Source organism: Pseudomonas sp. WMBT8, from assembly GCF_050916005.1.
In the GTDB taxonomy this organism is placed as follows: domain Bacteria; phylum Pseudomonadota; class Gammaproteobacteria; order Pseudomonadales; family Pseudomonadaceae; genus Aquipseudomonas.
Window position 1 is genome coordinate 3,977,368 of the sequence record NZ_CP188096.1, and the last position, 12,662, is coordinate 3,990,029.

Annotated in this window: 8 protein-coding genes, 2 tRNA genes and 2 rRNA genes; 4 read left to right on the plus strand and 8 right to left on the minus strand. The window is 56.4% G+C overall.

Annotated elements, in window-relative coordinates:
• Positions 1 to 56: 56 nt before the first annotated feature.
• From ACO77H_RS17885 to ACO77H_RS17900, 4 genes are all read right to left on the minus strand, one after another.
• Positions 57 to 2,950 (minus strand): 23S ribosomal RNA (locus ACO77H_RS17885).
• A gap of 247 nt (positions 2,951 to 3,197) precedes the next feature.
• Positions 3,198 to 3,273: transfer RNA gene (locus ACO77H_RS17890), tRNA-Ala, on the minus strand.
• A gap of 30 nt (positions 3,274 to 3,303) precedes the next feature.
• Positions 3,304 to 3,380 (minus strand) — tRNA-Ile (locus ACO77H_RS17895).
• Between the two features lie 82 nt (positions 3,381 to 3,462).
• Positions 3,463 to 4,999: ribosomal RNA gene (locus ACO77H_RS17900) — 16S ribosomal RNA — on the minus strand.
• Together the 16S and 23S rRNA genes with 2 tRNA genes alongside form the textbook arrangement of a ribosomal RNA operon.
• A 638-nt stretch (positions 5,000 to 5,637) precedes the next feature.
• Between ACO77H_RS17900 and rhtA the strand changes: the two genes are divergently transcribed.
• The gene (gene rhtA / locus ACO77H_RS17905; RefSeq protein ID WP_170042854.1) at positions 5,638 to 6,525 is read left to right on the plus strand and encodes a threonine/homoserine exporter RhtA; all 888 of its coding nucleotides are present in this window, start codon (positions 5,638 to 5,640) and stop codon (positions 6,523 to 6,525) included.
• Between the two features lie 169 nt (positions 6,526 to 6,694).
• Positions 6,695 to 6,976 carry a hypothetical protein gene (locus ACO77H_RS17910; protein WP_169957217.1) on the plus strand — a complete coding sequence of 94 codons (282 nt, stop codon included), beginning with the start codon at positions 6,695 to 6,697 and terminating at the stop codon, positions 6,974 to 6,976.
• Positions 6,977 to 6,980: 4 nt separating this feature from the next.
• Here ACO77H_RS17910 and ACO77H_RS17915 read toward each other — a convergent pair whose 3' ends face one another.
• Positions 6,981 to 7,541: a TetR/AcrR family transcriptional regulator gene (locus ACO77H_RS17915; RefSeq protein ID WP_170042867.1), complete on the minus strand. Its 561-nt coding sequence runs from the start codon at positions 7,539 to 7,541 to the stop codon at positions 6,981 to 6,983.
• A gap of 91 nt (positions 7,542 to 7,632) precedes the next feature.
• Here ACO77H_RS17915 and ACO77H_RS17920 point away from each other — a divergent pair, with 91 nt between their 5' ends.
• Positions 7,633 to 8,364 (plus strand): SDR family oxidoreductase, encoded by a 732-nt coding sequence (locus ACO77H_RS17920; protein WP_170042852.1) that lies wholly within the window; start codon positions 7,633 to 7,635, stop codon positions 8,362 to 8,364.
• Between the two features lie 36 nt (positions 8,365 to 8,400).
• Positions 8,401 to 8,991 carry a 2-hydroxychromene-2-carboxylate isomerase gene (locus ACO77H_RS17925; RefSeq protein WP_169957220.1) on the plus strand — a complete coding sequence of 197 codons (591 nt, stop codon included), beginning with the start codon at positions 8,401 to 8,403 and terminating at the stop codon, positions 8,989 to 8,991.
• 44 nt (positions 8,992 to 9,035) lie between these two features.
• On the opposite strand, the gene ACO77H_RS17930 is transcribed toward ACO77H_RS17925, so the two are convergent.
• The 3 genes from ACO77H_RS17930 to ACO77H_RS17940 form a co-directional block, all read right to left on the minus strand.
• A complete protein-coding gene (locus ACO77H_RS17930) occupies positions 9,036 to 10,844 on the minus strand; it encodes an aminopeptidase P family protein (RefSeq protein ID WP_170057082.1) in 1,809 nt (602 codons plus the stop codon).
• 37 nt (positions 10,845 to 10,881) lie between these two features.
• Entirely contained in the window at positions 10,882 to 12,042 is a 1,161-nt protein-coding gene (locus ACO77H_RS17935) for a cysteine desulfurase family protein (protein ID WP_170057081.1), read from the minus strand.
• Positions 12,043 to 12,263: 221 nt separating this feature from the next.
• Entirely contained in the window at positions 12,264 to 12,533 is a 270-nt protein-coding gene (locus ACO77H_RS17940; protein WP_170057080.1) for a hypothetical protein, read from the minus strand.
• Positions 12,534 to 12,662 lie beyond the last annotated feature (129 nt).

The window sequence follows — 12,662 nt, forward strand, 5'->3', positions numbered from 1 at the left end:
GTCTTCACACACCGCAATCTGATGCTCTTTCGAGAAACAAATTGCTTGGGTGTTATATGGTCAAGCCTCACGGGCAATTAGTATTGGTTAGCTCAACGCCTCACAGCGCTTACACACCCAACCTATCAACGTCGTAGTCTTCGACGGCCCTTCAGGGAACTCAAGGTTCCAGTGAGATCTCATCTTGAGGCTAGTTTCCCGCTTAGATGCTTTCAGCGGTTATCTATTCCGAACATAGCTACCCGGCAATGCCACTGGCGTGACAACCGGAACACCAGAGGTTCGTCCACTCCGGTCCTCTCGTACTAGGAGCAGCCCCTCTCAAATCTCAAACGTCCACGGCAGATAGGGACCGAACTGTCTCACGACGTTCTAAACCCAGCTCGCGTACCACTTTAAATGGCGAACAGCCATACCCTTGGGACCGGCTTCAGCCCCAGGATGTGATGAGCCGACATCGAGGTGCCAAACACCGCCGTCGATATGAACTCTTGGGCGGTATCAGCCTGTTATCCCCGGAGTACCTTTTATCCGTTGAGCGATGGCCCTTCCATACAGAACCACCGGATCACTAAGACCTACTTTCGTACCTGCTCGACGTGTCTGTCTCGCAGTCAAGCGCGCTTTTGCCTTTATACTCTACGACCGATTTCCGACCGGTCTGAGCGCACCTTCGTACTCCTCCGTTACTCTTTAGGAGGAGACCGCCCCAGTCAAACTACCCACCATACACTGTCCTCGATCCGGATAACGGACCTGAGTTAGAACCTCAAAGTTGCCAGGGTGGTATTTCAAGGTTGGCTCCACGCGAACTGGCGTCCACGCTTCAAAGCCTCCCACCTATCCTACACAAGCAAATTCAAAGTCCAGTGCAAAGCTATAGTAAAGGTTCACGGGGTCTTTCCGTCTAGCCGCGGATACACTGCATCTTCACAGCGATTTCAATTTCACTGAGTCTCGGGTGGAGACAGCGCCGCCATCGTTACGCCATTCGTGCAGGTCGGAACTTACCCGACAAGGAATTTCGCTACCTTAGGACCGTTATAGTTACGGCCGCCGTTTACCGGGGCTTCGATCAAGAGCTTCGCGTTAGCTAACCCCATCAATTAACCTTCCGGCACCGGGCAGGCGTCACACCCTATACGTCCACTTTCGTGTTTGCAGAGTGCTGTGTTTTTAATAAACAGTCGCAGCGGCCTGGTATCTTCGACCGGCATGAGCTTACGGAGCAAGTCCTTCACCCTCACCGGCGCACCTTCTCCCGAAGTTACGGTGCCATTTTGCCTAGTTCCTTCACCCGAGTTCTCTCAAGCGCCTTGGTATTCTCTACCCAACCACCTGTGTCGGTTTGGGGTACGGTTCCTGGTTACCTGAAGCTTAGAAGCTTTTCTTGGAAGCATGGCATCAACCACTTCGTCACCCAAAGGGTAACTCGTCATCAGCTCTCGGCCTTAGAATCCCGGATTTACCTAAGATTCCAGCCTACCACCTTAAACTTGGACAACCAACGCCAAGCTGGCCTAGCCTTCTCCGTCCCTCCATCGCAATAACCAGAAGTACAGGAATATTAACCTGTTTTCCATCGACTACGCTTTTCAGCCTCGCCTTAGGGACCGACTAACCCTGCGTCGATTAACGTTGCGCAGGAAACCTTGGTCTTTCGGCGTGGGTGTTTTTCACACCCATTGTCGTTACTCATGTCAGCATTCGCACTTCTGATACCTCCAGCAAGCTTCTCAACTCACCTTCACAGGCTTACAGAACGCTCCTCTACCGCATCACCCGAGGGTGATACCCGTAGCTTCGGTGTATGGTTTGAGCCCCGTTACATCTTCCGCGCAGGCCGACTCGACTAGTGAGCTATTACGCTTTCTTTAAAGGGTGGCTGCTTCTAAGCCAACCTCCTAGCTGTCTAAGCCTTCCCACATCGTTTCCCACTTAACCATAACTTTGGGACCTTAGCTGACGGTCTGGGTTGTTTCCCTTTTCACGACGGACGTTAGCACCCGCCGTGTGTCTCCCATGCTCGGCACTTGTAGGTATTCGGAGTTTGCATCGGTTTGGTAAGTCGGGATGACCCCCTAGCCGAAACAGTGCTCTACCCCCTACAGTGATACATGAGGCGCTACCTAAATAGCTTTCGAGGAGAACCAGCTATCTCCGAGCTTGATTAGCCTTTCACTCCGATCCACAGGTCATCCGCTAACTTTTCAACGGTAGTCGGTTCGGTCCTCCAGTTAGTGTTACCCAACCTTCAACCTGCCCATGGATAGATCGCCCGGTTTCGGGTCTATTCCCAGCGACTAGACGCCCTATTAAGACTCGCTTTCGCTACGCCTCCCCTATTCGGTTAAGCTCGCCACTGAAAATAAGTCGCTGACCCATTATACAAAAGGTACGCAGTCACCCAACAAAGTGGGCTCCCACTGCTTGTACGCATACGGTTTCAGGATCTATTTCACTCCCCTCTCCGGGGTTCTTTTCGCCTTTCCCTCACGGTACTAGTTCACTATCGGTCAGTCAGTAGTATTTAGCCTTGGAGGATGGTCCCCCCATATTCAGACAAAGTTTCTCGTGCTCCGTCCTACTCGATTTCATGACTAAGAGATTTTCGCGTACAGGGCTATCACCCACTATGGCCGCACTTTCCAGAGCGTTCCGCTAATCTCAAAGCCACTTAAGGGCTAGTCCCCGTTCGCTCGCCACTACTAAGGGAATCTCGGTTGATTTCTTTTCCTCAGGGTACTTAGATGTTTCAGTTCCCCTGGTTCGCCTCTTAAGCCTATGTATTCAGCTTAAGATAACCATCTTATGATGGCTGGGTTCCCCCATTCAGACATCTCCGGATCAAAGTCTGTTTGCCGACTCCCCGAAGCTTTTCGCAGGCTACCACGTCTTTCATCGCCTCTGACTGCCAAGGCATCCACCGTATGCGCTTCTTCACTTGACCATATAACCCCAAGCAATCTGGTTATACTGTGAAGACGACATTCGCCGAAAATTCGATAATACTCAATTTGAGTAACTCACAAATTTTACCTTAGCCTGATCCGTTACCAGTGAAAGTAACGTTCAGTCTATCTTCTATCACATACCCAAATTTTTAAAGAACGAACTAGTCAAAGACTAGAAATCAACATTCACCATCACAATGATGGAATGCTCATTTCTAAGCTTTATACAAACAGAAGCAGTAGTGGTGGAGCCAAACGGGATCGAACCGTTGACCTCCTGCGTGCAAGGCAGGCGCTCTCCCAGCTGAGCTATGGCCCCGTATTTCTACAGGCGTTTCCCACACAAAATTGGTGGGTCTGGGCAGATTCGAACTGCCGACCTCACCCTTATCAGGGGTGCGCTCTAACCAACTGAGCTACAGACCCAATTTCGGGCTGCTTCTTTTCGTCTTCTTCAATGAATCAAGCAATTCGTGTGGGAACTTATGGAGCAGCTGATGTCGTCGATTAAGGAGGTGATCCAGCCGCAGGTTCCCCTACGGCTACCTTGTTACGACTTCACCCCAGTCATGAATCACACCGTGGTAACCGTCCTCCCGAAGGTTAGACTAGCTACTTCTGGTGCAACCCACTCCCATGGTGTGACGGGCGGTGTGTACAAGGCCCGGGAACGTATTCACCGCGACATTCTGATTCGCGATTACTAGCGATTCCGACTTCACGCAGTCGAGTTGCAGACTGCGATCCGGACTACGATCGGTTTTGTGGGATTAGCTCCACCTCGCGGCTTGGCAACCCTCTGTACCGACCATTGTAGCACGTGTGTAGCCCAGGCCGTAAGGGCCATGATGACTTGACGTCATCCCCACCTTCCTCCGGTTTGTCACCGGCAGTCTCCTTAGAGTGCCCACCATAACGTGCTGGTAACTAAGGACAAGGGTTGCGCTCGTTACGGGACTTAACCCAACATCTCACGACACGAGCTGACGACAGCCATGCAGCACCTGTCTCAATGTTCCCGAAGGCACCAATCTATCTCTAGAAAGTTCATTGGATGTCAAGGCCTGGTAAGGTTCTTCGCGTTGCTTCGAATTAAACCACATGCTCCACCGCTTGTGCGGGCCCCCGTCAATTCATTTGAGTTTTAACCTTGCGGCCGTACTCCCCAGGCGGTCAACTTAATGCGTTAGCTGCGCCACTAAGAGCTCAAGGCTCCCAACGGCTAGTTGACATCGTTTACGGCGTGGACTACCAGGGTATCTAATCCTGTTTGCTCCCCACGCTTTCGCACCTCAGTGTCAGTATCAGTCCAGGTGGTCGCCTTCGCCACTGGTGTTCCTTCCTATATCTACGCATTTCACCGCTACACAGGAAATTCCACCACCCTCTACCATACTCTAGTCAGTCAGTTTTGAATGCAGTTCCCAGGTTGAGCCCGGGGATTTCACATCCAACTTAACTAACCACCTACGCGCGCTTTACGCCCAGTAATTCCGATTAACGCTTGCACCCTCTGTATTACCGCGGCTGCTGGCACAGAGTTAGCCGGTGCTTATTCTGTCGGTAACGTCAAAATTGCAGAGTATTAATCTACAACCCTTCCTCCCAACTTAAAGTGCTTTACAATCCGAAGACCTTCTTCACACACGCGGCATGGCTGGATCAGGCTTTCGCCCATTGTCCAATATTCCCCACTGCTGCCTCCCGTAGGAGTCTGGACCGTGTCTCAGTTCCAGTGTGACTGATCATCCTCTCAGACCAGTTACGGATCGTCGCCTTGGTGAGCCATTACCCCACCAACTAGCTAATCCGACCTAGGCTCATCTGATAGCGCAAGGCCCGAAGGTCCCCTGCTTTCTCCCGTAGGACGTATGCGGTATTAGCGTCCGTTTCCGAACGTTATCCCCCACTACCAGGCAGATTCCTAGGCATTACTCACCCGTCCGCCGCTCTCAAGAGAAGCAAGCTTCTCTCTACCGCTCGACTTGCATGTGTTAGGCCTGCCGCCAGCGTTCAATCTGAGCCATGATCAAACTCTTCAGTTCAAACATCTTTGGGTTTTTAAGAAACCCTAAACTTGGCTCAGCAATCGTTGGTTACATCTTTGATTTCTCGCGGAGTAACTTGTGATGCTGATAATCTTGTTGACTATCAGTCTGACTCCACAAGCACCCACACGAATTGCTTGATTCAGTTGTTAAAGAGCGGTTGGTTAAGATCTTTCGTCTCAACCGAGGCGCGCATTCTACAGCAGCCTCATTTGCTGTCAAGTGATTATTTTCAGAAGCTTCGAGATTTTCCTCAACAACTTCAACCACTTGCGCTTTCGATCTCTCGTCAGCGGGAGGCGAATTCTACAGCGTTACACGCTGCTGTCAACACCTCTTTTTCAACTTCCTTTTGGCTTCGATGAGCTGAAGCAACCTGCTGCCGAAAACCACATAACTCTTTGTTTACCAAGGAGTTTTCCGTTTCGACTGCGCCGGAAGTGGGGCGAATTATAGACTTCTAGAATCTGCCGTCAACCATTAATTCAATTTATCTATCGAAGACCCCGAACCCCCTCAGAACCCTCTCTTTATAGAGAGAAGAACCCACTAATTGAGCAATATATTGCTCAATTAGTGGCAGTTGATCATCATAGTGCCTTCTGCCTCTATATGAACCTGGACGAACACCCCCAATGACCACTTCATCCCGCAGCCTGGGCTCGGCACTATTCCCCGTCGGCCTGCTGCTGATTGCCATGGCCTCGATCCAGTCGGGCGCCTCACTGGCCAAGAGTATGTTCCCGATTGTCGGCGCCCAAGGCACCACCACGCTGCGCCTGGTTTTTGCCAGCATCATCATGCTGCTGTTGCTTCGTCCCTGGCGCGCAAAACTCACCGCCAAATCACTGCGCACCGTCATCGTGTATGGGATGGCGCTGGGCGGCATGAACTTCCTCTTCTATATGTCATTGCGCACCGTTCCCCTGGGTATCGCGGTAGCCCTGGAATTCACCGGCCCACTGGCCGTAGCCATCTATGCTTCGCGCCGCGCTGTCGACTTCCTGTGGATAGCCCTGGCCATCGTGGGCCTGCTGCTATTAATACCGGTTGGTGAAGCCAGCCAAGGCATCGACCTGACCGGCGCCGCCTACGCACTGGGCGCGGGCATCTGCTGGGCCCTCTATATTTTGTTCGGGCAGAAGGCCGGCGCAGACAACGGCGTCCAGACCGCCGCCCTCGGCGTGATGATCGCCGCGCTGTTCGTGGCCCCTATCGGGATCGTTCACGCCGGTAGCGCACTGCTGACCCCCTCGCTGATTCCAATCGCCATTGGCGTGGCGATTCTTTCCACCGCCCTCCCTTACACCCTGGAGATGGTCGCCCTGACCCGACTGCCCGCACGCACCTTCGGCACCCTGATGAGTATCGAGCCCGCATTCGGCGCGCTTTCGGGGCTGTTTTTCCTCCAGGAATACCTGTCCCTGGCGCAATGGCTGGCGATCGCCTGCATTATCATGGCCTCCGTCGGCGCTACCCTGACCATGCGCAGCCAGTCGAAGCCAATCGTCGCGGCAGATTGAGACAGGATTTAACGAAGCTCTGGTATTTGCCGCTCAATTAGGCCATGTTTAGTCTGTAACTCAGTGTCAGTCATGGAGATTTTCGAATAGGGACATCCACGGACGCTACACTTGAGAGCGAGCAAAGCCAGCATCGGGCATTCCAACGGCGCGGCTATTAAGGATGGTAATGAAGCGAATTTTGATAGTGTTTGTCGTGATCGCCCTGGCTGGGTGTGCCGCGACCACCAAGACAGAAGTCAAACGCGGAAAGAAAGGGTTGCATATCAACTGCTCTGGCCTGTCCTCCTCCTGGGACCAGTGCTACACCAGCGCAGCCAATTCGTGCGGCAAGAAGGGCTACCGGGTCATCGCCAAGTCCGGCGACAACACGGAAGAGCCGGGTGATTATCCCTTCGGTATCAACCCTGCCGGCTATACCAGCCGCAGCATGATAGTGCTCTGCAAGTAAGAGCTCATTGCTGGGTGATTCTCTGGCTGAGCTCTTTATAGCTCGATGAAAGCACCTGCGCTTGAACGTGCGGGTCAACCATCATCCTGGCAACCACCAGCGCCCCCACACACTGGGACAAAATGGCCCAGGCCAGGCTGTCACTTTCCAACGTCCGCGCCCAGTTGGCCTGCAGCCGACAGATCCACGCTTGCGCCTGCTGGCGTACAGCTATATCCGCACGCGCAATATCCGCCCCCATGCTTGGCAACGCACACCCGTCCTGCACCTGCTCTACGTGGGCCATGCTCAAATAGATCTTCAGGCACCGCCCCAGGCGCTCCCGACTCTGCACTTCCCCCGCCCCCAAACGCTCAAGGCTTTGGCTCAATTCGCGCTCGACGATTGAACCGAACAGCGCATCCTTTGAGGAAAAGTGGCTATAGAACGCGCCCCCACTCAAGCCAATGGCTTTCATCAAGCCGTCTACACCAACGCTGGCAAACCCTTCTTTCTTGGCCAGTGCCGCGCTGCTCTGCAGAAGCTTGTCTCTGGTTTGCTGCTTGTGACTGACTGAATAGCGCATTGCCTCTCCCCCCAAAATACATGACCTTGACGCCTGTCGAATCGTAGCATAACGTTCGTTTAGTTAACGATCGTTTACCCAAGGATCTACCATGACTGAGAATAAGAAAATCGTACTGGTCGTCGGCGCAGGCGATGCTACAGGCGGCGCCATCGCCAAGCGTTTTGCCCGTGAAGGTTATGTCGCCTGCGTCACCCGACGCAGTGCCGACAAGCTGCAACCCCTGGTGGACAGCATCCAGGCGTCCGGCGGCGAAGCCCATGGCTTTGCCTGCGATGCACGCAAGGAGGACGAGGTGATCGCGCTGATCGAGCAGATCGAACACGAGCTGGGTCCGATTGAGGCCTTCGTGTTCAACATCGGCGCCAACGTGCCGTGCAGCATCCTCGAAGAAACTGCGCGCAAATATTTCAAGATCTGGGAGATGGCCTGCTTCTCAGGTTTCCTCAATGCCCGGGAAGTGGCCAAGCGCATGGTGACGCGCCGGCGCGGGACGATCCTGTTTACCGGTGCCACCGCCGGGCTGCGCGGCGCAGCGGGATTTGCCGCCTTCGCCGGGGCCAAGCACGGCATCCGCGCCCTGGCCCAAAGCATGGCGCGCGAACTGGGCCCGATGAACATCCATGTGGCCCACGTGGTGGTGGATGGCGCCATCGACACTGACTTCATCCGCGACAACTTCCCCAGCAAATACGCCCTCAAGGACCAGGACGGCATCCTTGATCCCGCGCATATCGCCGATAACTATTGGCACCTGCACAGCCAGCCACGGGATGCCTGGACCTTCGAGCTGGACCTGCGCCCCTGGAACGAAACCTGGTAAGCACGCCTACATAACAATAAGCAGCGAGCATCCGACATGAGCAAAACCCTGGAATTCTTCTTCGACCTCGGCAGCCCCACCACCTACCTGGCGTACACCCAACTGCCCGGAATCTGTGGCGAAACCGGCAGCCAACTGGTGTACCAGCCCATCCTCCTGGGCGGCATTTTCAAGGCCACCGGCAACGCCTCGCCCATCACCATCCCGGCCAAGGGTCGCTACATGCTGCAAGACCTGGCACGCTACGCCAGGCGCTACGATGTGCCCCTCAAGTTCAACCCGCACTTCCCCATCAACACCTTGACGCTGATGCGCGCCGTCACCGGCATTCAGCTACGCCAGCCAGAGCGCTTTGTCGACTTCATCGACTGCCTGTTCCAGGCGTTATGGGTGGAGGGGCGCAACCTCGGTGATCCGGCAGTCGTCGCGCAAGTCCTGACGGAACACGGCTTCGATCCGGCAAAGGTATTGGAGCTGACTCAGGATGAGGACGTAAAGGACGCCCTCAAGCGCAAGACCGAAGAGGCGATTGCCCGTGGCGTGTTTGGTGCGCCGAGCCTGTTTGTCGATCAACAACTGTTCTTTGGCCAGGATCGCCTGGACTTTGTCCGCGAAGCCTTGAGTTAAAATCTGCAAGCCGCTCGCAGGCCACGCCTGCGAGCGGCCGGGCCTTATATAGCGGCCGTGCGCAGCTGCAACCATTCCAGCGCAGCGCCACTGAGCAACGGGCTCAGGCGTTGACGCACCTCGCCATGGTAGTCGTTGAACCACTGCCGCTCCTCGGTCGTCAGCAACGACGGCACCAGGCAACGGGTATCGATTGGGCACAGCGTCAGGGTTTCGAACTTGAGGAACTCGCCAAACTCGGTCTTGCCCGCCTCTCGGTTGAGCACCAGGTTCTCGATACGTACGCCCCAACGGCCCGGGCGGTAGGTACCCGGTTCAATGGAGGTGATCATGCCCGGCTGCATTGCGGTTTGCGGCGCGGCTGCGGCTTGGTACGCAATCACCTGCGGGCCTTCATGGACATTGAGGAAGTAACCCACCCCGTGCCCGGTGCCATGACCATAATCCACGCCTTCGGCCCAGAGCGGCGCGCGAGCGATGGCGTCCAGCAAAGGCGAGAGGATGCCCTTGGGGAATTGCGCACGCGACAGGGCAATCACCCCCTTGAGCACCCGCGTGCAATCGCGCTTTTGCTCCTCGCTCGGCGTACCGATGGGCACCATCCGCGTGATATCAGTGGTACCACCCAGGTACTGGCCGCCCGAATCGATCAACAACAGGCCATCACCTTCGATGACTGCATGCTCTTCTTCGGTGGCGTGATAGTGCGGCATCGCGCCATTACTGTTGAAGGCGGCGATGGTATTGAAGCTCAACGACACGTAATCCGGGCGCCGCGTACGCGCGGCCGTCAGGTGTTCGTCAATCGTCAACTCGGTGATGCGCTCGCGGCCCAGGGCCGAGTCCAGCCAGGCGAAAAACTCGCACAAGGCCGCGCCATCCTGCTCCATGGCCCGGCGAATATGCTCGGCGTCCGCCAGGCTTTTACGGGACTTGGCCAGCGTGGTCGGGTTGAGCCCTTCCACCAGCTTGACCCCACTGGCCAGGTTATCCAGCAACCCTGCGGTCACGCGTGCCGGATCAACCTGCAGGCTGGCACCGCTCGGCACCTCCCCCAGGGCCGCGGACACTTCGCTGTAGTCACGCAGCGTCACGCCATCGCGCTCCAGCACCCCACGCAACTGGGCATCGACCTTGCCGAGGGCCACAAACAGGGTGGCCTGCTGCTGGTTGATCAGGGCAAATGACACAAACACCGGGTTGAACGAAACATCTGCACCGCGCAGGTTGAACAGCCAGGCGATGTCGTCCAGGGTGGCAATGAAATGCCAATCCGCGTTCTTTTCTTTGAGGCTGGCGCGCAGTGCCGCGAGCTTTTCGCCACGGCTGACCGTGGCCTGGGGTGGCAGGTGCTGATAGATCGGCTGGTTTGGCAGGGCCGGACGGTCGGTCCAGACCTCGTTCAACAGATCGATATCGGTCCGCAGGCGCGCCCCCCGCTCAGCCAGTTTGCCGCCCAGGGTGCGGGCGGACGCAACGGCCATCACCGCGCCGTCCACCGCCACTACGCCGCCTTCCGGGGTTTGCTCACCCAGCCATTCCAGCGGGCCGGGCTGCCCTGGTTGCAGCTTCACCAACTCGATGCCGCTGCCGTTGAGCTCCTTGCTCGCCTGCTCCCAGTAACGGCTGTCAGCCCAGACCCCGGCAAAATCAGGCGTGACGATCAGCGTACCGACCGACCCATGAAACCCCGACAACCACTGCCGCCCCTGCCAGTAGCCCGGCAAGTATTCGGACAGGTGCGGGTCGGCCGATGGCACCAGCAAGGCATCGATGCCCTCCCGTTTCATCAACTCGCGGGTATGCGCCAGGCGCTGGGGAACCGTTCCATGGGTCAAAGGCTGCGTAGTCATCATGTCTCCTGCTAACCACTCATAATTGTTATGTGTTTCAAACTGCCCAGAAGGCCGGTGCGCTGGCCAGCGAGCGCTTGATCAATTGCACCGCCTGATCGATATCCTGCGCGGTGGTAAACCGCCCAAGGCTCAGGCGAATGGTGCGACCGGCGCTGCGCGCATCATGCCCGAGGGCAAGCAGAACATGGGACGGCGCATTGCTTGCCGAATTGCAGGCAGAGGTCGCCGAAAACGCGATACCGGCGCTCAAGGCCGCCGAGTTGAACTCACCTTCGCTGAACGTCAGGCTCAAGGTGTGAGGAATGCGCTGGGTGGCGCTGCCGTTCAGGCGCACACCGGGAATGCTCAGCAATTGTTCAAGCAGACGCTGGCGCAGGGCGACAATACCCGCCGACTCTTCGGCAAAAAATTGCCCCGCCAACGCGAAGGCGCTGCCCATGCCGGCGATCTGGTGTGTTGCCAGGGTGCCCGAACGCAACCCGCCTTCATGGCCGCCGCCGTGGATCTGCGCCGTGACGTTCTGCTGCGCCCGCGGCCCGACATACAACGCGCCGATACCCTTGGGGCCATACAACTTGTGTGCAGAAAACGACATCAGGTCGACCGGCCAGCGCGCCAGGTCGATCTCGACCTTGCCGGCGCCCTGCGCCGCATCCACATGCAACAGCGCCCCATGCTCACGCACCCGCGCGCCAATGGCCGGGATGTCGTTGAGCGTACCCAATTCATTGTTGACCAACATCAACGACACCAGGAACGTGTCTTCCCGCAGTGCCTGGCTGACGGCCTCGGCGGTGATCAGGCCCTCGGTGTCCGGCACCAGGTAGGTCACGGCAATCCCGGCTTCCTGCAACTGGCGCGCGGTATCCAGGGTCGCCTTGTGCTCGATCTGGCTGGTGATGATATGGCCACCGGCCACACCCCGCGCCTGGGCCACACCCTTGAGCGCAAGGTTGTTGGATTCGGTAGCGCCTGAAGTCCAGACGATCTGTTCGGCCTGGGCCCCAACCAGTTCCGCCACCTGCCGGCGCGCCTGCTCGACCGTGTGCCGGGCCTGTTGGCCAAAGGCATGGGAGCTGGACGCAGGGTTACCAAAGTTGGCGTTGAAACCCAGGCACTCGATCATGACCTGGATGACCCGCTCATCCACCGGTGTGGTGGCGGCGTAGTCGAAATACAAAGGACGTTTATTCATGACGTTAAAGACCCGCAGAGCATGTTCCCGAGAGCAGCGTCCCAGGGGCAGCGATCAGTACAGAGATCGTCAGGTTAACCCGATCGGATGCCGTTAAAGAATTTAAAAGTGCGTAGGAACGCTCCTGAAATTGAGCTTAACAGGCTCGATGAAAAGGATGGAAAACAAAAAGCCCGAAGTTCCTGCGGGGAACCTCGGGCTCGGGACCACAGCCAATGCTTTTAGCTGGGGCGGTCATGCAACATCACGTTGCGTTCGGCATTCATTTCGCCCTGGCGATCAAAGCCAAACGGCTTCTGCGACCGGCCAGCCAGCTCGGCTTTCTTCTGTTGATATTCGTCAAACGACAGACCACGACGATTGAGTCCCTCCATCGCCAACTGCCTGGTTTCCTCGGCGGTATACGGGCGCAGTTCGGGGCCTGGCTGGGCGGCACAACCGGCAAGGAAAGAGGCAACCAGTAACAAGGCAACAGAGAGGGTGTGGTTCATGGCAAAGGTCCGGCGAATGGGGCGTCAAGGCAATGAACACAGGCTACTCCTGCCCCCTCCCAGGGAAAAATCATCCGCTGTGATAGTCGCTATCAGCCAATCCCGCATATTCTTTACAGGTCTATAAAT